Origin of the sequence: Streptomyces fodineus (assembly GCF_001735805.1) — a bacterium.
In the GTDB taxonomy this organism is placed as follows: Bacteria; Actinomycetota; Actinomycetes; order Streptomycetales; family Streptomycetaceae; genus Streptomyces; species Streptomyces fodineus.
The window spans coordinates 4,118,899-4,142,799 of record NZ_CP017248.1 but is presented as its reverse complement, the minus strand read 5'-3'; the positions used below and the strand labels follow the sequence as shown (position 1 = coordinate 4,142,799).

The window sequence follows — 23,901 nt, the reverse complement described above, 5'->3', positions numbered from 1 at the left end:
GGTCAGCACCGACGTCAGGGCAGCGTCGGTGCCTGGGGCGGCGCCGGGGGGTTGCGCCGCTTGTGGATGGTTCGGAGGTGTGCGTACGGCAATGCCGTTGTCTGCGCGGGGACTTGGGCGTCAGCGCATCGGCATACGCTGCACATATTGCACATATTTGGGCACATCGGTGACGCATACTACTCATACATGCATGTTCCGCCGGTCGGCCCCGGGCGTCCCCGGAGCCGACCGTTCTCTTGGTGACCGGGCTGCTGTCCCCTGCCGTCCGGTCACTTCCCTGGAGCGAGGTCCCACGGCGGACGGCACGACCCGTACGCCTCATCGCTCCAGCGAGCCACGCGTGGTTCTGTCGGGCCCGCCCCTGGCTGGCACGGACACCCCCTCAACGAAGCGCCGGGCGCGACGGTCACGCGCCGTACGGGTGAGTCGGCGATCGAACTCAGATCCGGCACCCGGACACGACGCTCAGACACGCCCCCGGCACAGCTCGAGCAGGGTCATGGCGAGGCCGGTGCCCGGCTTGCCGAGGGCCTCGCGGTAGCGGCCGAGGATCTCCATCTCACGCGAGAGGTGCACGCGCCGCCCGCCGGAGGCGATACGGGTCTGCTGGACGACGGCGGAGACGGCCATCCGCTCCTGGATGAGACCGATGATCCGGTCGTCGAGCACATCGATCCGGTCACGGGCGCCGGCGATGGTCTCTTCCGGGGTGGTGGTGGTCATGTCGGGGGCTCCTGGTGAAGGTGGCTGGAACGCCCCGGAACGGCAGGACCCGGAAACGACAGGCGCCCCGGGCCTTGTCGGCCCGGGGCGCCTGGGAAGTCGCTTGGCGGTTCGCTCAAGCAGCACGACCATGGCAGCCGGCGGGCCGGATGCCATAGGTAAAGACGAAGGTCGAGTGCGCGAACATGCGGCCAGTATGCCATGACGAGACTCGGGCGCCCGGCCGGCCGGCCGGGCCAGCCGACCGAGTCGGGTGTGCCGGTGGGCAGAGGTGACCGGGGTCTGCGGGCGGAGCCCCCGGTGGCGGCAGCCGTCCCACCGGCGCCCCGTTAGACTCGGTACTACAGACCCCGCCCCACCGCCGGAAGGCAAGCCGTGTCATCGACCCCCGCTGCCGCCACCCCCGACACCGTCCTGGTCGTCGACTTCGGCGCGCAGTACGCCCAGCTCATCGCCCGTCGCGTCCGCGAGGCGCGGGTCTACAGCGAGATCGTGCCGAGCACCATGCCGGTCCAGGAGATGCTCGCCAAGAACCCCGCGGCGATCATCCTCTCCGGAGGCCCCTCCTCGGTGTACGAGGAAGGCGCCCCCCGCCTGGACCGCGAGATCTTCGAGGCCGGCGTCCCCGTCTTCGGCATGTGCTACGGCTTCCAGCTGATGGCACAGTCCCTCGGCGGCACCGTCGACAACACCGGCGCCCGCGAGTACGGCCGTACCGACATGCGCGTCTCCAGGACGTCCTCCACGCTCTTCGAGGGCACCCCGGCCGAGCAGCACGTGTGGATGTCGCACGGCGACGCCTGCTCCGCCGCCCCCGAGGGCTTCACGGTCACCGCGTCCACGGACGTCGTCCCGGTCGCCGCGTTCGAGAACGACGAGAAGAAGCTCTACGGCGTCCAGTACCACCCCGAGGTCATGCACTCCACGCACGGCCAGCAGGTGCTGGAGCACTTCCTGTACCGCGGCGCCGGCCTCACCCCGTCCTGGACGACCGGCAACGTGATCGAGGAGCAGGTCACCGCGATCCGCGAGCTGGTCGGTGACAGGCGCGCCATCTGCGGCCTGTCCGGCGGCGTCGACTCCGCCGTCGCCGCGGCCCTCGTCCAGAAGGCCATCGGCTCCCAGCTGACCTGCGTCTACGTCGACCACGGCCTGATGCGCAAGGGCGAGACCGAACAGGTCGAGAAGGACTTCGTCGCGGCCACCGGCGTGCAGCTGAAGGTCGTCGACGCCGAGGACCGCTTCCTCACCGCGCTCAAGGGGGTCAGCGACCCCGAGGAGAAGCGCAAGATCATCGGCCGTGAGTTCATCCGCGTCTTCGAGCAGGCGCAGGCCGAGATCATCGCCGACGAGGGCCCGGCCGTGGAGTTCCTGGTCCAGGGCACCCTGTACCCGGACGTGGTCGAGTCCGGCGGCGGCACCGGCACCGCCAACATCAAGTCGCACCACAACGTCGGCGGCCTGCCCGAGGACCTCGAGTTCAAGCTGATCGAGCCGCTGCGCAAGCTGTTCAAGGACGAGGTCCGCATGGTCGGCCAGGAGCTCGGCCTGCCGGAGGAGATCGTCCAGCGCCAGCCCTTCCCGGGCCCGGGCCTCGGCATCCGCATCGTCGGCGAGGTCACCAAGGAGCGCCTGGACCTCCTCCGCGAGGCCGACGCGATCGCGCGCGAGGAGCTCACCGCGGCCGGCCTGGACCGGGACATCTGGCAGTGCCCGGTGGTCCTGCTCGCGGACGTCCGCAGCGTCGGCGTCCAGGGCGACGGCCGCACCTACGGCCACCCGATCGTGCTGCGCCCGGTGTCCTCCGAGGACGCCATGACCGCCGACTGGTCCCGGCTGCCGTACGACGTCCTCGGCCGCATCTCGACCCGGATCACCAACGAGGTCCGGGACGTCAACCGCGTCGTCCTGGACGTCACCTCGAAGCCCCCGGGCACCATCGAGTGGGAGTGAGCCCCCTCACCTGCGGGGCTCAGGTCCGCCGGAGAGTCCGCACCGGCTCTCCGGGCCTCCAGACCTGGACGACGAGGTACCTCTCGTCCTCGACATAGGTCCGTACGACCTCCGTCAACTCGGTGCGGAAGAGGTGGAACGGCTGCGGCGGTTCCACCTCTTCCACATACCAGGCCTTGGTCTCCCCGTCCCCGGCCCCGTCCCCGATCTCGTACGCCCGCCCGCTGATCCGCACGTCCCCACCGCCCAGGTCCGTGCCCTCACCCGGGTTCGCCTGGAGCGCGAAGCGCGGGTCGCGCCGCAGGTCGAGGGCTTTCAGCGAGCCTCCCATCATGCCGAGCCACAGCTCGCCACCGCGGAAGTCGGCCTCCAGACCCGAGGTACGAGGCGAGCCGTCCTTCCGCAGGGTCGCGAGGACATGATGCCGATGGCGGCGGAAACGCTCCTCGGCGATCGCCGCCAGTCCGGGCACGGCGGAACCGAAGGCCGCCCAGTTCACAGGTGTCATACGCGCCAGTCTCACCGGCAATCCAGACAACATCTGTCGTGTTTCCATCGCGTACGTCATCTTTACAAAACAGCTCTGCCCTTTTGCGCTGACCGACGGTAACTTCCGGCGCGTACAGCAATCCCAGCGCTGGAGGACCTATGCACGGGCCCACCCCTCCCCTGCCGCTGCCCACCGACCAACTGCAGTTCGCCATGCCGCCGATGCACGAGTCGGTGGCGGACGAACGCCGGCACCGCAAGGAACGGCTCGCCGGAGCCCTGCGGATCTTCGGACGGGCCGGGCTCGAGGACGGGGTCTCCGGGCACATCACCGCACGCGACCCGGAGTTCAGCGACTGCTTCTGGGTCAATCCCTTCGGGATGCCGTTCAAGCACGTCACCGTCGGCGATCTCGTCCTCGCCAACCAGGACGGGCAGGTCGTCGAGGGGCGCTACCACATCAACCAGGCCGCGTTCACCGTCCACGCCCAGGTCCACGCCGCCCGCCCGGACGTCGTCGCCGTCGCCCACTGCCACTCCGTGCACGGCCGCGCCCTTGCCGCGCTCGGCGAGCTGATCGACCCCATCACCCAGGAGAGCTGCGCCTTCTACGAGGACGTCGCGCTCTACGACTCCTACACCGGCGTCACCGTGGACGTCGAGGAAGGCCGCCGGATCGCCGGGGCCCTCGGCTCCCGCAAGGCACTCGTGCTGCGCAACCACGGGCTGCTCACCGTCGGCGACTCGGTGGACGCCGCGGCCTGGTGGTTCCTGTCCCTGGAGCGGTCCTGCCAGGTGCAGCTGATGGCGAAGGCGGCCGGCCGCCCGATCCTCATCGACCACAAACTGGCCGTCGCCACCCGCGAACAGCTCGGCGGCGACCTGGTGGCGTGGATCAACTACCAGCCGTTGTGGCAGGACATCAGCCGCAGCGAGCCGGACCTGCTCAGCTGACCCGACGCCGATGACGCGGCCCGACCTGCTCAGCGCCCCGTAGCCGGGTGCGCGGCCAGGGCTTGCGCAGCCATCCCCGCAGCCGGGTGCGCGGCCAGGGCTTGCGCAGCCATCCCCGCAGCCGGGTGCGCGGCTTGGGCCTGCGTAGCCCTCCCTAGCCGGTGGCGAGGTCGGCCGGGCGACCGGCCCCGATCAGCCGAACCCTCTGAGCACGGCGGCCTTCGTCATCGCGAACTCTTCGTCGGTGAGTACCCCGTCCCGGTGCAGCTCGCCCAACTCCCGCAGCCGGCGCAGCAGCACATCATGGTGGTCGGCCTGTCCAGGTGCGACCGCCCGCCGCCGGTCCCCGCCGTCGCCGACGCCGGTGCGGGTGGAGGGATGCGGCAGCCGGGCGGTGACGGCGGTCGCGACCAGCGCGGTCAGCAGATCGCGGCGCACGCTGCCCCACAGGTCCAGGGTGTAGGGGTCCCGCTCGGGCGGCAGCTTGGAGAACACCGTCTCCGGGGTCACGAACCGCAGAAAGCCGTCCTCGAACCCGGAGTTGGGCAACCACTCCACCTGCACCAGGTCGCCGAGGGCGATGATCCGCGGGCCGGTCGCCCGCTTGACCCGGTCGGAGCTGTCGGCCCAGTCGATGCGCAGCTGCGTGCCGTCGAAGGAGACCGTGCCGTCGGAGGACCGCACGGACACCGGCACCGGCGGGCCCGGCAGCAGATAGGAGGTCGTGGGCTCCTTGGGGATCCGGTCGAGGAGCAGGGCCTGCCGGATCTCCTCGGCGACGTACTCCGCGACCCCGCCGCGGTCCGCGTCCACCGTCAGCCGGTAGGGGTCGGCCGGGTCCGGCAGCCGCCCGCCCGTCGCCTGCAGCAGGGGGTCGGCGCCCTCGCGTAGCCGCATCCGCAGCCGGCCGCGCTTGCGCTCCGGTTCGTAGACGACGTCCGAAACCGCCTCCAGAGGCACGGAGATCTCCCCGTACGTCTGCCGGAACAGCGGCACCGAACGGTGCAGTCCGGGGGTGACCCGGATCGTGCCGCCGTCGAAGGCCCAGGTCCCGTCCCGCTGGATGATCTCGGCCATACGGGAATTCTCGCAGCCGGGTCAACACAGCGGCCCGGAATTCACCCGCCGTGACCCGGCCCGAGGGCCCCGCACGGCCCGCCGTAGGGCACAATTCGCTTTCGACGCAGGGCAGTTGCGCGGCGGCGAGGCCTTCCATCGAGGGGCCGCCTGCCGTGCCGGAAGGTCGTGGGGAAGGCGGGCGCCGGGCGTGGCGGTGCAGGAGGCGAGATCGGGCACGGGTGCCGAGGGGATGCATGTGGGCGGCTGCACCTGCGGGGACTGTCCGCACGGCGTCCGCGAGGGGCACCGGCGGGCCGTCGCCGCGTTTCTGCGCCGGCGGGACGAGTTCGCCGCCGGGCAGGGACTGCCGGCGGCCGTGGCGTACTCGGCCTCGGCGTCCCGCCAGTGGGTCTCCGAGGAACTGACCCAGCGGGCGGAAGCCGTCGCCGAACGCGCCCGCGCGGAGGGCGAGGCATGGCTCACCCGGCTGTGGCTGCGCACGGTGGGCACGGTCTGGGGCGCGGTCCTCGCGCTGCTCCTCGGCGAGGCGCTCACCGCGGTCGGCGCGGGCTGGACCGGCGCCCGCACCGCGGCCCTGGCCGCCGCGCTCGTCGTCGCCGGTGTGCTCAGTGCCGCCTCCTGGCTCCACCGGGCGCGCGGTGGGGCGCTGGCCCCGGTGATCGGCGAGGACAACCGGATCTCCACCTCCCGCACGGTGGCCTCCTCCTGGGTGCTGTTCGTCGGCTACGCCGTCCTGCTGCTGGCCGCCCGGCTCGCCGCCGCCTCCCGTCACGCCGAACGCGACGCGCTGATCTCGGGCCTCGATCTCGCGCGCGGCGCGGGCGTGGTGACCGTCCTCGCCGTGGTGTGCGGCATCGCCGTCCTGGTCCGCCGGGTGGTGGGCCTGCGCGTCCTCGCACAGCGGCTGCAGAAGGTCCCGGCGCACCGGCCGCGCGCCGCCGACCTGCTCACCGACGACTCCGGCCGGGGCGCCTTCGCCGACATCCAGTACGTCGCCGTCCACGCCGTCGCCCTGCTCTTCGCCGCCGTCCGGCTGGCCCGCCGCCCCGACCAGTGGCCCGATCTGCCCTGGGGGCTGGGCGTGGTGGTGCTGATCTCGTCGGCCACCTACCTGGCCGGCAAGTACGCCGAGGGCGGCCGCCCGGTCGTCCTGTCCGTGGTGCGCGTGCGTGAACCCGGTGACCTGGACGGGCCGATCCGCACCGGCGACGACATCGAGATCCGCGGTGCCGGCTTCGTACCGCCCGGCGCCCGCAGCGCCGACCGGCTCTCCCGCATGGTGGTCCGCATCGGGACCGTCGATGTGCATGTGCCGCTGGTCCCCGTCACCGGAGGCTTCAGCAACCCCACCGACAGCGCCCTGACCGTGCCCGTACCGGCGGACGTCGAGCCCGGAGCGGTGGAGGTACAGGTCGTCACCGCGGCCGGGGTGGCGACCAACCGGTGCATCGTCCAGGTGACGGAGTGAACGGCACAGCAGACGGACGAGACGGGCGAGGAACAGGCCGAGGAGCGAGAGCGTCCTGTCGGTGATACCGGCCGATCCGCACCGGCAGGCGGCACCGGACGCCGGGGAGCGCGCCGCGGCCATGGTCCTGCACCTGGTCTCGGGCTCTCCCGGCGACGGCCGCGCCGATCCCGACGGGTACCGGGACCTGCCGGACGCGTACGACGAGCAGGGCGACGGCCTGCCCACCCCCGAGGAACCGGCCGCCGTCGGCCGGCTCCTCGGCCAACCCGTGCGGCAGATCCTGGCCCGCATCTGAGACATCTCCTCCGCCTCCCTTCGTACGCGGGGCCGAAATCCGGAAAAACGTCCGGGATGGGATTGAACTGCGCCCTCTTGTCATACGTATCGTCAGGTGAGGGGCGGGACTCGGGCGAGAGGCGGCTGACGACGATGACCCATGGCATCCGAACGGACACGCACAGGGGCCGACTCGACGGCCTGCACGGCTGGCGGGACACCGCCGGCCACTACGCCCTGCTGCCGCTGCGCGTCTTCCTCGGCGTCACCTTCATCTACGCCGGCTTGGACAAGCTCACCGACAGCGCCTTCATGAAGGCCGGGGGCTCCGGGTCCATCGGCGACACCATGCGCTCGGCCCGCGACTCCGCTGCCATCCCGGCCCTCGTCGACCTGGCCCTGAAGTCCCCGGTCGGCTTCGGCTACGCCATCGCCTTCGGTGAGGTGGCCGTCGGCATCGGCACCCTGCTCGGCATCCTCGCCCGGCTGTCAGCGCTCGGCGGCGCGCTGATCTCGTTCAGCCTGTGGATGACGGTGAGCTGGTCGACGACCCCGTACTACTACGGCAACGACCTCGCCTACCTGATGGCCTGGATCCCGCTGATCCTCGCCGGAGCCCCCTACCTCTCCGTCGACGCGGCCTGGCGAGCCCGCCGCCGGAATCTGGGCGGCTACCGCTAGCCGGGCGCGACCGGCCACGACGGGCCCGCCGCCGATCGACGGCACCGGGCACGTCCAGCGGAGCGCTCAGCCGCTCTCGGCGCCGCCGCCCCGTCTGCGTATGCCCCGGGCCACCGCCGCCGTGGCGCCGGCCAGACACAGGCCGCCCACGACCAGCGGTACGACCGCGAACCACGGTGTTTCCCACCAGCCGCCCGCGTCTCCCGCGAAGACCACTGCGGTGGCGGTGAGGAAGAGCCCGGCGACCAGCTTCCCGGGCTGGAACTCATGACGCAGCACGACTGACCTCCACCTGTCCCGCACCGACCCCGAGCGTGAGGTCCAGCGTGCCCGTGTCCTTGGCGCCCTTGGCCGGAGCCAGCGTCACGGTCTTGTGCCTGTCCGGCTGCACGTCCACGTCCTTCCTGCTGTTCCCGGGCAACCGGATGTCGCCCACCCCCACGTCGATCTTCATCCGCACGGTCGCGTCCGCCGGCAGGATCACCTTCAGCTGTCCCGCACCCACATGGGCGGCCGTGGCGATCGTCCGCCCCTTGCCCGGATGCACCCGGCTCAGGTCGAGGGTGCCGCGCCCGGTGCCGAGGTCGTACGACGACCGCACCCCGGCCGTCGCGGCGGGCGTCCAGGAGGCATCTCGCCAGTGGGTGGTGATGTCCTTGGGCATGGCCGCCGCCCCGGCGAGCAGCGCCGCCGTGACGATCGCCCAGAACACTGTCCCGGCCCCCGTACGGCCCAGGAACGCGCTCACCGCGACGCCCAGGCCGAAGACCGCGAGCGCGCACGCCAGACCGGTCTGCAGACTGGTGCCGAGCGGATGCGTGTCCCAGGTCAGCCCGGTGCCCAGGCCGCCCGCCACCAGGGCGAGCAGGAACACCCAGCCGCCGATCCAGCGCGGACCGCGCGGTCTCGGGGGCGCGGTGGGCCGCGGCTGTATGGAGCCGTGGGTCCAGGGGGTGGCGATGCCGACGTCCACCACCGAGGTGATGTCCCGGTCGCGGGCGTCGCCGGGCCCCCACAGATACCCGGTGCCGCCGACATGGGTGCCGTCCTTGACGATCGGGTCCCGCCACCAGGACGGATAGATGGCGACGACCGGCGGTGCCTGGGCCTCCGGCGGGGCGTCGGCAGCGGCCTGGGCGGCGAGCGGATCGGGGTCGGGGGCACCCCGGCGCCGCGACCAGTACCCGGCGCCCGCCAGCAGCAGGGAGAGCACCACTGCGAAGGCCAGCACCCCGCCGTTTCTCAGCATGGTCAGGAAGATCCCGCAGCCGACCAGGGCGAACAGCACGGCGGCGAGCGCCTGTCCGTCGACCCGGCCGGTCAGCAGCTTGCGGACCTCGTTCTCCTCCTCGTCCTCGTACGGCACCAGCAGCCACACGAAGCCGTAGAAGATGAGGCCGAAGCCGCCGGTCGCGGACAGCACGGCCAGGGTGATCCGGAAGATCACCGGGTCCATGTCGGTCTGCCGGCCGAGGCCCGCGCACACGCCCGCGATCATCTTGTGCCGACGGTCGCGCCGGAACGGCTCGGGGGCCGTGGCGGCCTGCTGTCCCTGGTCCAGTTGCTCGTCGGTGTGTGCGTCGGTGCCGCTGCCGGCCGCTCCCGTCTTCTGCGTCGCGGCGGGCGCGGCATCCGTCGGCCCGGTGCCCGGGGCCGGGCGCGGGCCGGGGCCGGGTCCCGGACCCGTCGCGGCGTGCTCGTGATCCGTCATGCGTCCATGGTGACGGCCCGGCCGCCGTCGCGGCAGTCGGGACGACCCTGGGCGAACCCTGAAATCGGCCCTGAGACGGGGCGGGGAAGCGTTCGAGCGGCCGGAGATCGCCCTGTACCCGGCGTCCCCGACCCGGTCCCGGGGAAGATCAGGGGCGTCTCGGGGGCCGACCCTGATGCCTGGCCCCGCCGGTCATGTGACCATCGTTGGCATGCCGGAAGCCGCAAGCCTGCCAGTCGACGACCCGCGGCCGCCGCGCAAGCTCTACCGCAGCAGCGACGGACGCTGGCTCGGCGGAGTGGCGCGGGGCCTCGCCGGGCATCTCGGCCTGCCCGTCATCTGGGTCCGGCTCGCCTTTGTCGGCCTGTTCATGGCCCATGGCTTCGGCGCGCTGCTCTACGCGGCGTTCTGGTTCTTCGTCCCCCTCGGCGTCGGCGGTGTCGGCGACCAGAAGCCGCCGTCGCTCGTCGCCACGGAGACCGCGCCGGACGGCCGCCGCAGACTCGTGGCCCGCAGACCGGACCGCGGACAGATCGTCGCGCTGCTTCTCATGGTCATCGTCTCCATGGTGTTCGTGGGGAGCGTGAACCTGAGCAGTGCGGCCAAGGCGTATCTGCTGCCCGCGGTCCTCGTCGCGGCCGGTGTCGCCCTGGTCTGGCGCCAGGCGGACAACGCCCGCCGCGCCCGCTGGGTCGAGGTCGGCCGCCGGCGCCGCACCCTGACCCTGCTGCGCGCGGCCGGCGGCGTCCTGCTCGTCACGGCCGGCGTCTCCGCCATCTTCGTGATGCAGGGCTCGGCCGCCCACCTCGGCGCGGTCCTCCAGGCGGCCCTCGCCGTCCTCGTCGGCATCACGCTCCTCGCCGGCCCGTATTTGGTCCGCATGACCCAGGACCTGTCCGAGGAACGCCTGATGCGCATCCGCGCCCAGGAGCGCGCGGAGGTCGCCGCCCATGTCCACGACTCCGTGCTGCACACCCTCACCCTGATCCAGCGCAACGCCGACAACGCGAACGAGGTCCGCCGCCTCGCCCGCGCCCAGGAACGCGACCTGCGCACCTGGCTGTACAAGCCGGAGGGCACCGGCAAGGACGAGGCCGACGAGCCGGACACGGTCGCCGAGGCGGTGCGGCGCAACGCCGCCGAGGTGGAGGACAAGCACGGTGTGCCCATCGAGGTCGTCATAGTCGGCGACTGCCCGCTGGACGAGAGGACCGGCGCGCAGATGCAGGCCGCGCGCGAGGCGATGGTGAACGCCGCCAAGTACGGTGGCGAGGGCGGCGCCGTACAGGTCTATGCCGAAGTCGAGGGCAGAACGGTCTTCGTGTCCGTGCGGGACCGCGGCCCCGGCTTCGACCTGGACTCGATACCCGCCGACCGCATGGGCGTCAGAGAATCGATCATCGGCCGCATGGAGCGCAACGGCGGCACGGCCCGGCTACGGTCGGTGCCGGGCGGAGGCACGGAGGTCGAGCTGGAGATGGAGAGGGCGGAGAAGACGTCATGAGCGACGCGACCGAGGCGAACGGCACGGCGGGAGCACCCGAGGCGGCCGGATCCCGGGCTGCCGACGGCGGCGCGGGCGGACGGCATGTACGGGTGGTGCTGGTGGACGACCACCGGATGTTCCGCACCGGCGTCCAGGCCGAGATCGGGCAGACCGCCCAGACCGGTGTCGAGGTGGTCGGCGAGGCCGCGGACGTCGACCAGGCGGTCACGGTCATCACCGCGACCCGGCCCGAGGTGGTCCTCCTCGACGTCCACCTGCCGGGCGGCGGCGGCGTCGAAGTGCTGCGCCGGTGCGCGGCGTTGATGGCGGACACCGAGCGACCCGTCCGCTTCCTCGCGCTGTCCGTGTCGGACGCGGCGGAGGACGTGATCGGTGTCATCCGAGGCGGTGCCCGCGGCTATGTCACCAAGACCATCACCGGCACCGACCTGGTCGACTCGATCTTCCGCGTCCAGGAGGGCGACGCCGTCTTCTCCCCGCGGCTGGCCGGGTTCGTCCTCGACGCCTTCGCCTCCACCGACGCCCCGCCCGTGGACGAGGACCTGGACCGCCTCACCCAGCGCGAACGCGAGGTGCTGCGCCTGATCGCCCGTGGCTACGCCTACAAGGAGATCGCCAAGCAGCTGTTCATCTCGGTGAAGACGGTCGAGTCCCATGTCTCGGCGGTCCTGCGCAAGCTCCAGCTGTCCAACCGCCACGAACTGACCCGCTGGGCGACGGCCCGCCGACTGGTCTGACCCCTACGGACCTGCCCCCTACGCCACCCGGGTCGCCCCCGCGAACGGCATCAGGTCGACCGGCGCCAGCCGGACCGGGGCCGACGGGTTCGGTGCATGGATCATCTGGCCGCCCCCCACGTAGATGCCGACGTGGCTGATGCCGGAGTAGAAGAACACCAGGTCCCCGGGCTGGAGTTCGGAGCGGGAGACGCGCCGGCCCGCATCGATCTGGGCGTAGGTGGTGCGGGGCAGGGAGATGCCGGCGGAGCGGTAGGCGGCCTGGACCAGGCCCGAGCAGTCGAAGGCGTTCGGGCCGACCGCGCCCCACACATAGGGGCTGCCGAGCTTGGCGTAGGCGTAGGAGAGGGCCGCCTCAACGCGCGCGTTCGCGGCCGTGGCCGACCCGGCCTGTTCCAAGGGCACACGGGTGTCCGAGGCAGACCGGGAGACACGGCCCGGCGCGGTGGCGTCGCCGGTGACCTCGGTCCGCTGCTGCGGAGTGAGCCGTGCCAGCAGCCGCCGGGCCTCGTCCAGCTTGCCGGTGATGGTCTTCTTCTGCCCTTGCAACTGCGCCAGCCGTGACCGCAGCGACTTCAGCTCCATGCGCGCCGCGCCACGCAACTGCTCGATCTCACGGAGCTGTTCGCGCACCCGAGACACGGCGGCTGCCTGCCGGTCGCCGGCCCGCTCCGCGAACGCGGCGTCGTCCAGATACCGGTCGGGGTCGCCGGACAGGGCCAGTTGCCAGGCCGGGGCGAAGCCGCCGTCGCGGTACTGGGCCGTCGCGAACGAACCGAGCGCGTCCCGGGCCGTGTCGAGCTTTTCCTGCTTGCGGGCGGTCTCGTCCCGCAGCGCGTTCAACCGCCGCTGCGCCGTGTCCGCCTCCTCCTTCGCGCCGTCGTACTTCTCGGTCGCCGCCTCGGCCTCCTGGTACAGCTCGTCCACCTTGGCCTTCACCTGTGCCGGCGTCGGCTGTGGCTCGGCGTGTGCCGTCCCGTCGAACCCCGTCGCGGTGGCCGCGCCCGCCAGGGCGAGCGTGGCGGCCGTCCGGGCCGCAGGGCCACCCATCGAGCGTTGCCGGGGCTTGCGGTGCGCTGCCACCTGGACCGTCACGTCCTTCCGTACGACTCGTACGACCGAGAGGCCGTGCGTCCGGCGGCGGCCCGCAGAGGGGAAACGGGCCACCGCCGGACCTTCTCGGCGGAGGTGGCCGACGGCCGCCCTGGCCCGGGCGGCGTTGGGGAGCCGGTCACCTGGGGGAGGACGCTAGGCCTGACTGTGACGAGCAGGTAACGCGCTGTGCGGAACTGGCTCCGACGGACCGTAATGTGACCGTATGTGATCGCATCCCCGTTCTGGAGCCGTCGCCTTCACGCAGCGTGGTGACCGAAGCGGGGAAAGCGGGACGGACGACAGGTGCGGGATGCTATGGAGCGCATATATGCAAGATCGTCCGCGCGAGAACGCCGATGCCGTGGCCGGGCCCGGTGACAGGCGGTACGGACCGCCTGGTTAGGCTCCGGACCCATGGACGTACTCATCCATCTCTTCGTCGGCCTGCACATCATCGGCATCGCCGCGCTGCTCGGCGGATTCCTCACCCAGATGAAGGCGATGGGCCAGGGCACGGCCCGGTTCGTGCCCGGGATGCTGCACGGCGCGCTGACCATGCTGGTCACCGGCGTGGCCCTGGTCGGCCTCAACCAGGCCGACGACCACCACGTCAACGCCATCAAGATCGGCGTCAAGCTGGCGCTGCTGATCGTGATCCTCGGCCTGGTCTATGTGAAGCGCGACGAGGAGAAGATCGACAAGGGTGCGTTCGGGGTGGTCGGCCTGCTGACCATGGCGAACATCTTCATCGCCGTGCTGTGGACCTGACGGTCATGCGTCCCGGCCGCCGGTGCGGGCCGCGCGCACCGCACCGGTGGCGACCGCGGGCCACACCGGCACCGTCACCCACAGCAGCACCTCTCCCGGCCGGCTGAGCCGCGGAACCCCGACCGCGGTCGGATCGAGAGCATCGCCACCGCCGTCATCCCCATCGGGAACACCGTCGCCCACCGCAGCTCGTCGTAGCCGAGCCGGGGCCGCGCCGCCTCGGCGGCCACCAGCACGAGACACCACGCCAGGTCCAGGACGAGCAACGCGACCGTCACGGCGCGCAGTACGCCGCGGTCGTCCCCGTCCCACAGGTAGGGCCGCGCATCCCCGGCGACGAGCAGTTCCGCCCCGGCCAGCGCCGAGATCGCGAGCGCCCCGCCCGCGATCCAGTGGTCGCGCGCCCCCTCCAGCACCTGCCGCACGTCGAAACGGGCCGGCGCGAGACCGTGGAGCAGCAGGCCCAGCCAGAACAGCAGCAGCGCGGTGTGCGCGAGCCACGCGGTGCGCTCGGCCGCGGCCAGCGTGGCGGCCAGCACGGCGAGCCCTTCCGTGGTCACACAACACAGGAACACCGCGCCCGGCATGCGCCGCCTCCAGCGCCGTACGACCAGGGCCGGCAGCATCGGCCAGAGCAGCGCCGCGAGCGCCAGCAGCGCCTCGGCCAGGGCCTGCCGGCCCAGCGCCGAGATCCGGGTGCCGAGCACCGTGGTCGCGGCTACGGCGGTGAGCGCGCCGGGGCTTCCCGCCTCCGCCATCCAGCGCCGCCGCTCGCCGAGCAGCCGCAGCACGAAGCCGACGGCCAGCGCCACCCAGGCGGCACCGGCCGTCGCCAACGCCACCCAGGACAGCGTCTCGGCGCCGGTCGGCTGCAGCCCCAACGACAGGATGCCGGTCGCCATCACGGCGGCCCGGCCGCCGGGGGGCCGCTCCGCCCACCACGCACGCAGACCTGGGATGCCGGACATGCGCCCGATGCCAGCCAGGGAGCCGCAGGGCCCCGGCGAAGGGTACGCGCGCGTGGAGCGCGAGAACGCCGGCACGCGCGCGTGGACGTACGAAACGCCGGCACGCGCGCGTGGACCTGCAGGGCGCGCCGGTACACGCGCGGTGCCGGCGCCCGGAGCCCGGCGGTCAGCCCGGGCGGACCACGCTGTGGATGATCGACTCGCCGCCGTAGTAGATCGACTCCTCGCGGACGTACGCACCCGGCTTCGGGGCGTGGATCATCATGCCGTTGCCTATGTACATGCCGACGTGGCTGATGTCGTCGTAGAAGAAGATCAGGTCGCCCGGCCGCGCATTGGCGAGGGAGACCGTGGTGCCCGTGTTGACCTGGTCGTACGTGGTGCGCGGCAGCGCGACGCCGGCGGCCCTCCAGGCGGCCTGGGTGAGGCCCGAGCAGTCGTAGGAGTCCGGCCCGGTGGCGCCCCACACATACGGCTTGCCGATCTGCGCTCGGGCGAAGGCGATCGCCTTCTCGGCCTTCGTGTCGTACGAGCCGGACGTCGTGGAGCCGGTCGAGCCGGAGCCGGTCGACCCGGAGCCCGTCGAACCGGAACCGGACCCGGACGACGTGGACGAGGACGAATTGGCCCCCTGCTGGGCCTGCTGCTGGGCCTGCTGTTTGGCCAGCTCGGCCGCCTTGCGCGCCGCCTCCTGCTGCTTCTCCCGCTCGATGGCGGCCAGCCGCGCCTTCTCCTGGGCCGTCAGCTGCGAGAGCAGCTCGCGCGCGGAGGCCAGTTTCTTCTGGACGGTGGCCTTGGCGGTCTGCAGGTCGTGCTGCGAGTCGGTCAGCGTCTGCAGGCTCTCGGCGGCCGCCCGCCGCTCCTTCATGGTCGAGGCCTGCTCATGGATGTAGTCGTCGACCGCGCTCTTCTCCCGCGACGTCAGCCGGTTCATCAGCTGGGTCTGGTCGAAGTAGTCCTGCGGGTCGTTCGCCAGCAGGAAGGTGGCCGTGTTGGGAGCGGCGGTGCCGGTGCGGTACTGGGCCGCGGCGAAGGAACCCAGCTCCTCGCGCGCCTTGTTGAGGCGGTCGGTGCGCCGGGCGACCTCGTTGCGGAGGGCGTCGACACGCCCGCGCTGTTTGCCGGAGCGCTCCTTGGCGGCGTCGTACTTCTCGGTGGCCGACTCCGCCTGCCGGTAGAGGTCGTCGACCTTCTTCTCGACCTCCTCCAGGCTCGGCTTGGCGTGATCGGTTCCCGGGGCGGCCTCTGCGCTCTGCGAGAGCACGGCCATGGAGGTGAGGGCGGCGGTGGCGAGAGCGGGGGTGCGAAGGCCCGCGCCGATGGTCCCGCCGGGGCGCGGCTTGCGATGCGACGCCAAGGGAGGCGACTCCTTCCAATGCGCCGCCTACCGGGTTAGCTGTCGGGTTCGGGCGGCGGTTCGGAAGGGTTGCCCTACGGCGTCGTCCCGGGCGGGAGTCGGCCGATTCACCCCGGGATCGGTGGGTCCCCGGCTCCGGGCACCCAAGGGCGCGCCGGACTCGGCGGGGGCCGCGCGGTCCGGCGAGGTTCGCCGGTAGGGGTCGAGCGGCCCGGACGCACGCTAGCCAACTCGTGTGACTCCTGTGAAGGTTGGTGCGTGATATGTCCGATACATTTTCGTGACCTGGGGCGAGTTTCGCAGCTGTGTCATGGGGCGGTTCCGCAGCGTAAGCGGAAGACGCCGTTCGGATGCGAAGATCTACTCTCTGCGAAACCCGGCCATGTTCCGGGGACGGCGACCGGTTGTCGGTGGGGCGCCCTAGACTCGGAGAGCGATGAGCAGCCTCTTTGACGACAGCTTCCTGGCGGACCTCCAGGCCCCTCGTGGGCGCGAGGAGGAGCCCCCGCCGCCGCCCGAGGACGATCACACTCCGGAGCCGCTTCCGGACGATCTGTTCGGCGGGAAGTTCGACGTGCCGCCGGACCGGGACGCCTACTACCGCGACGGCGCTCCCCGGCCCGCGCTCGACGCGGCGGCGCTCCTGGAGGGGCTGAACGACAACCAGCGCGCCGCGGTCGTGCACGCCGGTACCCCGCTGCTCATCGTCGCCGGCGCCGGCTCCGGCAAGACCCGCGTGCTCACCCACCGCATCGCCCACCTGCTCGCCGAGCGGCATGTGCACCCCGGTCAGATCCTCGCGATCACCTTCACCAACAAGGCCGCGGGCGAGATGAAGGAGCGCGTCGAGCAGCTCGTCGGCCCGCGCGCGCACGCGATGTGGGTGATGACCTTCCACAGCGCATGCGTGCGCATCCTGCGCCGCGAGAGCAAGAAGCTCGGCTTCACGTCCTCGTTCTCGATCTACGACGCCGCGGACTCCAAGCGCCTGATGGCCCTGGTCTGCCGCGACCTGGACCTCGACCCCAAGCGCTTCCCGCCGAAGTCGTTCAGCGCCAAGATCAGCAACCTGAAGAACGAGCTGATCGACGAGGAGGACTTCGCCGCCCAGGCCACCGACGGTTTCGAGAAGACCCTCGCCCAGGCCTACGCCCTGTACCAGTCGCGGCTGCGCGAGGCGAACGCCCTCGACTTCGACGACCTGATCATGACGACGGTCAACCTGCTGCGCGCCTTCCCGGACGTCGCCGAGCACTACCGCCGCCGCTTCCGCCACGTCCTGGTCGACGAGTACCAGGACACCAACCACGCCCAGTACGCGCTGGTACGGGAACTCGTCGGCACGGGGGAGCGTTCTGCCGAGGAGGGCGACACCCCGCCCGGCGAGTACGATCTCCCGCCCGCCGAACTGTGTGTCGTCGGTGACGCGGACCAGTCGATCTACGCCTTCCGAGGGGCGACGATCCGCAACATCCTCCAGTTCGAGGAGGACTACCCGAACGCGACGACGATCCTGCTGGAGCAGAACTACCGCTCCACGCAGACCATCCTGTCCGCCGCCAACGCGGTCATCGAGCGCAACGAGTCCCGCCGCCCGAAGAACCTGTGGACCAACGCCGGCCAGGGCGCGCGGATCACCGGCTATGTCGCCGACACCGAGCACGACGAGGCGCAGTTCGTCGCCGACGAGATAGACCGCCTGGTCGACGCGGGCGAGGCCAAGGCGGGCGACGTCGCCGTCTTCTACCGCACCAACGCCCAGTCCCGTGTCTTCGAAGAGGTCTTCATCCGCGTCGGCCTGCCCTACAAGGTCGTCGGCGGTGTCCGCTTCTACGAGCGCAAGGAGGTCCGGGACGTCCTGGCCTACCTGCGCGTACTCGCCAACCCCGAGGACTCGGTGCCGCTGCGCCGTATCCTCAACGTGCCCAAGCGGGGCATCGGCGAGCGCGCGGAGGCGATGATCGACGCCCTCGCCCAGCGCGAGAGGATCAGCTTCCCGCAGGCGCTCAAGCGCGTGGACGAGGCGTACGGCATGGCCGCGCGCTCCACCAACGCGGTCAAGCGGTTCAACACGCTGATGGAGGACCTGCGCACGATCGTCGAGTCGGGCGCGGGCGCCGCGACCGTCCTGGAGGCCGTGCTCGAACGCACCGGCTATCTCGCCGAGTTGCAGGCATCCACCGACCCGCAGGACGAGACCCGCATCGAGAACCTCCAGGAGCTCGCGGCGGTGGCCCTGGAGTTCGAGCAGGAGCGCGGCGAAGGCGAGGCCGGTACGCTGGCCGACTTCCTGGAGCAGGTGGCGCTGGTCGCCGACTCCGACCAGATCCCCGACGAGGACGAGGAAGGCTCCGGCGTCATCACCCTGATGACCCTGCACACCGCCAAGGGCCTGGAGTTCCCGGTCGTCTTCCTGACCGGTATGGAGGACGGCGTCTTCCCGCACATGCGCGCCCTCGGCCAGACCAAGGAGCTGGAGGAGGAGCGGCGCCTGGCGTACGTCGGCATCACGCGCGCGCGGGAGCGGCTCTACCTCACGCGGTCGGCGCTGCGCAGCGCCTGGGGCCAGCCGTCGTACAACCCGCCCTCCCGCTTCCTGGAGGAGATCCCGCCCACCCATGTGGAGTGGAAGCGGACCGGAGCGGCGGCGCCGGTGTCCTCGGGCCCGGCGTCCGGGATCGCGGCCTCGCTGTCCTCGACCCGCTCGCGCTCGTCGGCATCGGGTGCGTCCGGGTTCGCCACGCGGCGGGCCTCCGACAAGCCGGTGGTGTCCCTGGCCGTCGGCGACCGGGTCACCCACGACCAGTTCGGGCTCGGGACGGTCGTCGCGGTGTCGGGCGTGGAGGACAAGGCCCAGGCGACGATCGACTTCGGAGACGGCAAGCCGAAGCGGCTGCTGCTGCGGTACGCGCCGGTGGAGAAGCTGTAGGAGACGGGGGCCTGGGGGCGTGGCCCCCAGGCCTCGGCCGCAGCGGACGGTGCCTTATGTCGGGTCCAGGCCATGGCTCCGCAGCCACGGCAGCGGGTCTATCGCCGCACCGCCCGCGGGCCGTACCTCGAAGTGCAGGTGCGGACCCGTGGAGTTGCCGGAGTTGCCGGAGTAGGCGATCGGCTGGCCAGCCTTGACGGACGTCCCGGAGGGGACCCGGTAGCTGGACAGATGGCAGTACCAGGTCTCCGTGCCGTCCTTCGCCGTCACGATCAACATGTTGCCGTAGGCGCTGTTCCACTTGGTGGAGACGACGCCGTCGGTCGCGGCCATCACCGTGGTGCCGTACGAGACCGGGAAGTCGATGCCCGTGTGCACCGACATCCAGTTCACACCGGCCTGGCCGAAGTAGGCGCTGAGCCCCTTCTGCAGAACCGGCAGCACGAACTTGGGGCGCAGCCGCTCCTTGAGCGCGGCCTCCGCGGCGGCCTTCTTCTTCTGAAGTGCCTGCTGGTTCTTGAGGTCCAGCCGCTCCTGCGTCCGGCTCGCCCGGTCGGCGAAGTCGTGGGCGCCGGCGGAGAGGGTCTTGAGCTGGCTGTCCAGCTTGCTGTTGGCGGCCGACGCCTTGACCACGTGCGCGTCCGAGGCGGTGGCGGTGGTGTCCTTGCCGTCGCCGGTCAGCGCGCCGACCGAGGCGGCGGCGATCCCGGCGACCCCCACCACACAGGCCGAGGGCACGGCGACGGTCAGCAGCGCGGAGCGCTTGGCGGGCGTACGACGGCGGGAACGCGCGGCGCTGCGTGAGCCGGCGCGGGGCCCCGGCACCGGAGCGACCTCTTCCTGGTCCTCCAGCAGATCGTGCACGGCGGGAAGTTCGCCGGTGGAGCCCGGCTCGCCGAAGGCGGTGTCCGCGTACGGCACCTGGTCGTCGTAGGACACCTGCGGGAAGGCCGCGGTCGCCTGTGGGCCGCCGACCTGCTCGAAGGCGCCGGTGGCCGACTGGTCGAACGGTTCGGCACGGTGCTCGGGCTGCCCCGGTACGGCCTGGCCGCCGGAGTTCCACTGCGTCGCGTCGTACGTGCCCGTCTCGAAGGTCTGGGTGCCCCACTCCCACTGCTGGGTCGGGTCGGCGACGCCGGACTGGTCGGGCTGCAGCCAGGCGCTCGCGTCCCACTGGCCGCTGATGTCGTTGCCCGTCGCCTGGGCCGGGACCGTCCAGGCGGTGGTGTCGTAGACGCCGGAGTCGTAGGCGGCATGGTGCTGGGCCGCGTACGGGTCGTAGTTCAGGGTCTGGGCGGTCTGCCACTGCGTGGTGTCGTACGCGCCGGTGCTCTGCTCGCCGGGCAGGCTGCCGAAGAGCGGGTCGGTGGAGAAGGTGCCGCCGCTGCTGTCCGGAAAACCGGTGGCGCCGTAGCCGCCGTAGGTGGTGAAGTCGCCGTAGGCCGCTCCCTGAGCTCCGTACGGCGCGTAGTGCGCGGCGGAGGCGTCGGAAGCCGGGGCCGGGGTGGTCATGGTCCCCGACGGGTGACGGTCGTTCACCAACTTCTCTTTCGCCTCGACAACAGGGGCTGCCAGAGCAGTGCGGCGACTGTACCCGCCGGTACCTGGGCGCGACAATCTTCAGCTGGTTTCGCGTTGGTCGGAAACGGGCATTCGGCGGTGTTTCGGGGGCGCCGGACACGAGTTTGGCCGAGAGTTCGATTGGTGTTCGATGTGCGGTGACTGTTCGTCACCTGTACGTCACGCCGGCGTCGGATTCCTCACGCCACCGTCAGACCGTCGGCGATCCGGTCCCCGGCGTGCGCGGTGTCGAGGGCCTCGCGTATCCCGGCCGCGACGGCCGGGTGCACGGGCAGGGCGAGATGTCCGATGCCGGTCACCCGGATGTTCTGCGCGTCGAGGTCGGGGTGCTCCAGGCAGGCCGTCTCCAGCGGGACCATCACGGAGTCCAGGTCGCTCCAGAAGCTGACGAACCGCGTACGGCAGCCGGGCGCGGGCCGGGCAAGCTCCTCGATCACCTTCGAACCGGGCCGCATCTGCCGCACGATCGGATGGGCGTCGGCCAGCGGGGCCGCGCTGGTCCCCGAGTGCGGTGTACCCAGCGTGACGAGGATACGGACCCGCAGGTCGCCCCCCAGACACTGCGCGTAATAACGGGCGATCAGGCCGCCGAGGCTGTGCCCCACGATGTCGACCCGCTCGCTTCCGGTGCGCTCGCAGATCTCCTCTATGTGCCGGCCGAGTAACTCGGCGGCCGCGCGGATGTCGCAGGTCAGCGGGGAGTAGTTGAGCGATACGACATGCTGCCCGCCGTGCTGGGCGAGGTTGCGGCGCAGCAGCACGAACACCGAGCGGTTGTCGATGAAACCATGCAGCAGCACCACCGGCGGGCCTGAGCGCACCGGCAGCTGGGCGGTGCCCCCGCGGGCGGGCAGGGCGGCGTAGCGGCGTTCCTGGGTGAGGCCGGTCGGATACAGCAGGAGGTGCCCGGCCAGAATCGCGGCCTCGAGGGCGGTCGCCTTCAGCAGCGCCACGGAGATTCCGGCGAGTCTGTCGGGCCACAGGCGGCGGCAGAACGGGAGAAAGAGCGGCAGTACCCCGGTGACCTTCATGGGCCGACCTCCTGTCGGCACGCCGGAGGACGGCTCGATCCCCCGTGTGCCCTGATGTCCCACCATGTGATTTCCCCCTCGCTGCGCACCGTAAAACTGCCGGTTGCGGGATGCTGGAGATAACGTTCGTTCACTTCGCGACGGGTGGCGGGACGCGCCAAAAGTGCGGTACTTGTCGTTATGGACGGAAGCGATCGTTTCCGTGGTTGTCTGATGGAGGCAGTGATGGGTGTGGCAGCCGGTCCGATCCGCGTGGTGGTCGCCAAACCGGGGCTCGACGGCCACGATCGCGGGGCCAAGGTCATCGCGCGTGCCCTGCGCGACGCCGGTATGGAGGTCATCTACACCGGGCTCCACCAGACGCCGGAGCAGATCGTCGACACCGCCATCCAGGAGGACGCCGACGCGATCGGCCTGTCCATCCTCTCCGGCGCGCACAACACGCTGTTCGCCGCGGTGATCGACCTGCTCAAGGAGCGCGAGGCCGAGGACATCCTGGTCTTCGGCGGCGGCATCATCCCGGAGGAGGACATTCCGCCGCTGAAGGAGAAGGGCGTCGCGGAGATCTTCACGCCGGGGGCGACGACCACGTCGATCGTGGAGTGGGTGCGGGAGAATGTGCGAGTGCCTCCGGCGGTTGAGCCGACGGTTCGGTGAGCCGGGGCTGATTTCGCTGGAGGCCGGTGTCGCCGGGGGCTGCCGCCCCCAGACCGCCGCTTCGGCCTGAACGGACTCACCCTCAAGGGCCCCACGGGCTGTTTGTGCCGGCCGGAGCCAATTCCCCGGCCATCTCCGCCCGCAACCGCAGTGTGGTGACCAGCCGCTGGAAGGCCTCCGCCCAGTAGCCTCCGGCACCCGGCGCCGCGTCCTCCCTTTCGTCGGGTATCGCCAGCAGCGCCTCCAGCCGGGTGGCCTCCGCGGGGTCCAGGCAGCGTTCGGCCAGGCCCATCACACCGCTGAAGCTCCATGGGTAACTGCCCGCGTCCCGGGCGATGTTGAGTGCGTCCACGACCGCCCGGCCCAGCGGCGGAGCCCAGGGCACCGCGCACACCCCGAGCAGCTGGAACGCCTCCGACAGACCGTGTGTCGCGATGAACCCGGCCACCCACCCGGCCCGTTCCGCAGGCTCCAGGGTGGCCAGCAGCTTCGCCCGCTCCGCCAGTGACACCGCGCCCGGCCCGCCGGCCTCCGGTGCCGACGGCGAGCCCAGCAGCGCCCTCGACCACTCGGCGTCCCGCTGCCGCACCGCGGCCCGGCACCAGGCCGCGTGCAGCTCGCCCTGCCAGCCGTCCACCACCGGCAGCGCCACGATCTCCCGCGCCGTCCGTCCGCCGAGCCGTCCCGGCCATGTGCCGAGCGGGGCGGACTCCACCAACTGACCCAGCCACCATGACCGTTCCCCTCTGCCCGCGGGAGGTGTGGCCAGCACACCGTCGCGCTCCATGCCGGAGTCGCACTCGAGCGGCGCTTCCACCACGATCGCCGGCGAGCTCCCGGTACGGTCGAGGGCCACACATGCCGCGCCGCGTTCGGCCATGCGGGCGGCGAGCGCCGAAGCGGGCAGCGCCGACAGCAGTTCCGCCGCCGTCGCCCGCACATTGCGGCTGCGGTCGCCCAGTGCCTGCTCCAGGAACGGCTCGTCCGCGGCGGACAGGCCCGTACGCAGCGAGTCGAGGAACATCAGCCGGTCCTCCGCCCGCTCCGTCGGCCAGGTCGATGCGAGCAGCTCGCGCGCGAACGCGGGCGTGCCGGCGCGCAGCGCACCCAGCAGGGCCACCCGCTCGGCGAACAGCCCCTCCTGCCACAGCCGGTGCACCGCCTCGGCGTCCCCCGGGTCGGGCAGCGCGGCGCCACCGCCGGGGGCCGCGCGCAGGGCGAAGCGCCAGTCCGCGTTCAGCCGGGCCAGCCACAGGGCCCGCGGGCCCGCGAACGCCAGCGCCGCCGGTCGCAGGTCCGTACGGCCCCGGGCCGCGTCCAGCAGGGCGGGCAACGTCTGCGCCGGCGCCGCGTAGCCGTGCGCGTTGGCCGCCGCGAGCCACTGCGGGAGCAGCTCCATCAGGTCCGGCGAGCTGCCCCGGCGGCCACCGCTCCCGCCGCCGGAGCGGTCGGCCAGCAACGCGGCGAGTCTGCGGGCCGCCGCGGCGGGCAAGGCCGGGCGCGGATCCGCGGGCGCCGGTTCCGGCCGCCGCGCCGCCCGCGCGGGCCGCAACCCGGCCCGCCGCCGTACGGTCGCCACGGCGGCCTCGTCCAGCAGCGCCAGCGGGGCCTCCCGCCCGGGCCCGCCGTACGCCGCGGGCCGCCGGCCGGTGCCGAGGAGAGCGGTGGTGACCAGGTCTTCCCAGGAGCCTGCCGAGGCCGCGGCGTCCCCGTCGGTCGAGCTCGTCCCGTTCATCGCGTTTCCTTTCCTGAGGGTGTCCGAGGGGTGTCGGGGCCTGTCCGGCGGACCGGTCGGCGTAGGGGTATCGCTTCGGTGGCTGCGGGGGCGCGAGGGTGCCGGTCCTCTTCCGGCGCACCGGCCGGCGTTGCGGCATCGCCAGGGCGTCCCCGAAGGCGTCGGTGCTCGCCGAGCCTGCTGATCAGCGGTGCG

At 71.9% G+C, this 23,901-nt stretch carries 21 protein-coding genes and 1 riboswitch; of the genes, 10 read left to right on the top strand and 11 right to left on the bottom strand.

Annotated elements, in window-relative coordinates; all coding sequences use genetic code 11:
• Positions 1 to 468: 468 nt before the first annotated feature.
• On the bottom strand, positions 469 to 726 hold the full coding sequence (locus BFF78_RS17095) for a chorismate mutase (RefSeq protein WP_069779164.1): 258 nt from the start codon (positions 724 to 726) through the stop codon (positions 469 to 471).
• 375 nt (positions 727 to 1,101) lie between these two features.
• Between BFF78_RS17095 and guaA the strand changes: the two genes are divergently transcribed.
• Positions 1,102 to 2,679 (top strand): glutamine-hydrolyzing GMP synthase, encoded by a 1,578-nt coding sequence (gene guaA / locus BFF78_RS17090; RefSeq protein ID WP_069779163.1) that lies wholly within the window; start codon positions 1,102 to 1,104, stop codon positions 2,677 to 2,679.
• A 19-nt stretch (positions 2,680 to 2,698) separates the two neighbouring features.
• Here guaA and BFF78_RS17085 read toward each other — a convergent pair whose 3' ends face one another.
• Positions 2,699 to 3,187 (bottom strand): pyridoxamine 5'-phosphate oxidase family protein, encoded by a 489-nt coding sequence (locus BFF78_RS17085; protein WP_193433478.1) that lies wholly within the window; start codon positions 3,185 to 3,187, stop codon positions 2,699 to 2,701.
• A 140-nt stretch (positions 3,188 to 3,327) separates the two neighbouring features.
• Here BFF78_RS17085 and BFF78_RS17080 point away from each other — a divergent pair, with 140 nt between their 5' ends.
• On the top strand, positions 3,328 to 4,122 hold the full coding sequence (locus tag BFF78_RS17080; RefSeq protein WP_069779161.1) for a class II aldolase/adducin family protein: 795 nt from the start codon (positions 3,328 to 3,330) through the stop codon (positions 4,120 to 4,122).
• A 192-nt stretch (positions 4,123 to 4,314) separates the two neighbouring features.
• Here the strand turns inward: BFF78_RS17080 and BFF78_RS17075 are convergent, their stop codons facing one another.
• Positions 4,315 to 5,199 carry a DUF4429 domain-containing protein gene (locus BFF78_RS17075; protein WP_069779160.1) on the bottom strand — a complete coding sequence of 295 codons (885 nt, stop codon included), beginning with the start codon at positions 5,197 to 5,199 and terminating at the stop codon, positions 4,315 to 4,317.
• A 190-nt stretch (positions 5,200 to 5,389) separates the two neighbouring features.
• On the opposite strand from BFF78_RS17075, the gene BFF78_RS17070 reads away from it, so the two are divergent.
• The 3 genes from BFF78_RS17070 to BFF78_RS17060 all read left to right on the top strand — a co-directional run bounded on the left by BFF78_RS17070 (position 5,390) and on the right by BFF78_RS17060 (position 7,630).
• Positions 5,390 to 6,670 carry a hypothetical protein gene (locus BFF78_RS17070; protein WP_069779159.1) on the top strand — a complete coding sequence of 427 codons (1,281 nt, stop codon included), beginning with the start codon at positions 5,390 to 5,392 and terminating at the stop codon, positions 6,668 to 6,670.
• 61 nt (positions 6,671 to 6,731) lie between these two features.
• Complete coding sequence (locus tag BFF78_RS17065) at positions 6,732 to 6,968, top strand: hypothetical protein (RefSeq protein WP_069779158.1); 237 nt, start codon at positions 6,732 to 6,734, stop codon at positions 6,966 to 6,968.
• A 134-nt stretch (positions 6,969 to 7,102) separates the two neighbouring features.
• Positions 7,103 to 7,630, top strand: coding sequence for a DoxX family protein (locus BFF78_RS17060; protein WP_069779157.1), 528 nt, complete (start codon positions 7,103 to 7,105; stop codon positions 7,628 to 7,630).
• Positions 7,631 to 7,696: 66 nt separating this feature from the next.
• On the opposite strand, the gene BFF78_RS17055 is transcribed toward BFF78_RS17060, so the two are convergent.
• Positions 7,697 to 7,909, bottom strand: coding sequence for a hypothetical protein (locus tag BFF78_RS17055; protein ID WP_069779156.1), 213 nt, complete (start codon positions 7,907 to 7,909; stop codon positions 7,697 to 7,699).
• Positions 7,896 to 9,341: a PspC domain-containing protein gene (locus tag BFF78_RS17050; RefSeq protein ID WP_069779155.1), complete on the bottom strand. Its 1,446-nt coding sequence runs from the start codon at positions 9,339 to 9,341 to the stop codon at positions 7,896 to 7,898. The genes BFF78_RS17055 and BFF78_RS17050 overlap by 14 nt, the downstream gene beginning before the upstream one ends.
• Before the next feature lie 211 nt (positions 9,342 to 9,552).
• Here BFF78_RS17050 and BFF78_RS17045 point away from each other — a divergent pair, with 211 nt between their 5' ends.
• Together BFF78_RS17045 and BFF78_RS17040 are read left to right on the top strand one after the other, a co-directional pair.
• The gene (locus BFF78_RS17045) at positions 9,553 to 10,845 is read left to right on the top strand and encodes an ATP-binding protein (RefSeq protein WP_069779154.1); all 1,293 of its coding nucleotides are present in this window, start codon (positions 9,553 to 9,555) and stop codon (positions 10,843 to 10,845) included.
• On the top strand, positions 10,842 to 11,585 hold the full coding sequence (locus BFF78_RS17040; RefSeq protein ID WP_069779153.1) for a LuxR C-terminal-related transcriptional regulator: 744 nt from the start codon (positions 10,842 to 10,844) through the stop codon (positions 11,583 to 11,585). Before BFF78_RS17045 ends, BFF78_RS17040 begins: the two co-directional genes overlap by 4 nt.
• Positions 11,586 to 11,603: 18 nt before the next feature.
• Here the strand turns inward: BFF78_RS17040 and BFF78_RS17035 are convergent, their stop codons facing one another.
• Positions 11,604 to 12,668, bottom strand: coding sequence for a C40 family peptidase (locus BFF78_RS17035; RefSeq protein WP_069783627.1), 1,065 nt, complete (start codon positions 12,666 to 12,668; stop codon positions 11,604 to 11,606).
• Between the two features lie 426 nt (positions 12,669 to 13,094).
• Here BFF78_RS17035 and BFF78_RS17030 point away from each other — a divergent pair, with 426 nt between their 5' ends.
• Complete coding sequence (locus BFF78_RS17030; protein ID WP_069779152.1) at positions 13,095 to 13,448, top strand: hypothetical protein; 354 nt, start codon at positions 13,095 to 13,097, stop codon at positions 13,446 to 13,448.
• Positions 13,449 to 13,522: 74 nt separating this feature from the next.
• On the opposite strand, the gene BFF78_RS17025 is transcribed toward BFF78_RS17030, so the two are convergent.
• Positions 13,523 to 14,416 carry a tellurite resistance/C4-dicarboxylate transporter family protein gene (locus BFF78_RS17025; RefSeq protein WP_418346662.1) on the bottom strand — a complete coding sequence of 298 codons (894 nt, stop codon included), beginning with the start codon at positions 14,414 to 14,416 and terminating at the stop codon, positions 13,523 to 13,525.
• A 166-nt stretch (positions 14,417 to 14,582) separates the two neighbouring features.
• On the bottom strand, positions 14,583 to 15,773 hold the full coding sequence (locus BFF78_RS17020; protein WP_069779151.1) for a C40 family peptidase: 1,191 nt from the start codon (positions 15,771 to 15,773) through the stop codon (positions 14,583 to 14,585).
• Between the two features lie 8 nt (positions 15,774 to 15,781).
• A riboswitch (cyclic di-AMP (ydaO/yuaA leader) is annotated at positions 15,782 to 15,939 on the bottom strand.
• A gap of 270 nt (positions 15,940 to 16,209) precedes the next feature.
• Here BFF78_RS17020 and pcrA point away from each other — a divergent pair.
• Positions 16,210 to 18,702 carry a DNA helicase PcrA gene (gene pcrA, locus BFF78_RS17015; RefSeq protein ID WP_069779150.1) on the top strand — a complete coding sequence of 831 codons (2,493 nt, stop codon included), beginning with the start codon at positions 16,210 to 16,212 and terminating at the stop codon, positions 18,700 to 18,702.
• A gap of 54 nt (positions 18,703 to 18,756) precedes the next feature.
• Here the strand turns inward: pcrA and BFF78_RS17010 are convergent, their stop codons facing one another.
• Together BFF78_RS17010 and BFF78_RS17005 are read right to left on the bottom strand one after the other, a co-directional pair.
• Entirely contained in the window at positions 18,757 to 20,241 is a 1,485-nt protein-coding gene (locus BFF78_RS17010; protein ID WP_069779149.1) for a M23 family metallopeptidase, read from the bottom strand.
• A gap of 221 nt (positions 20,242 to 20,462) precedes the next feature.
• Complete coding sequence (locus tag BFF78_RS17005; protein ID WP_069779148.1) at positions 20,463 to 21,314, bottom strand: lipase family alpha/beta hydrolase; 852 nt, start codon at positions 21,312 to 21,314, stop codon at positions 20,463 to 20,465.
• 225 nt (positions 21,315 to 21,539) lie between these two features.
• Here BFF78_RS17005 and BFF78_RS17000 point away from each other — a divergent pair, with 225 nt between their 5' ends.
• On the top strand, positions 21,540 to 21,971 hold the full coding sequence (locus BFF78_RS17000) for a cobalamin B12-binding domain-containing protein (protein WP_069779147.1): 432 nt from the start codon (positions 21,540 to 21,542) through the stop codon (positions 21,969 to 21,971).
• 82 nt (positions 21,972 to 22,053) lie between these two features.
• Here BFF78_RS17000 and BFF78_RS16995 read toward each other — a convergent pair whose 3' ends face one another.
• The gene (locus BFF78_RS16995; protein ID WP_069779146.1) at positions 22,054 to 23,706 is read right to left on the bottom strand and encodes a DUF5691 domain-containing protein; all 1,653 of its coding nucleotides are present in this window, start codon (positions 23,704 to 23,706) and stop codon (positions 22,054 to 22,056) included.
• Positions 23,707 to 23,901 lie beyond the last annotated feature (195 nt).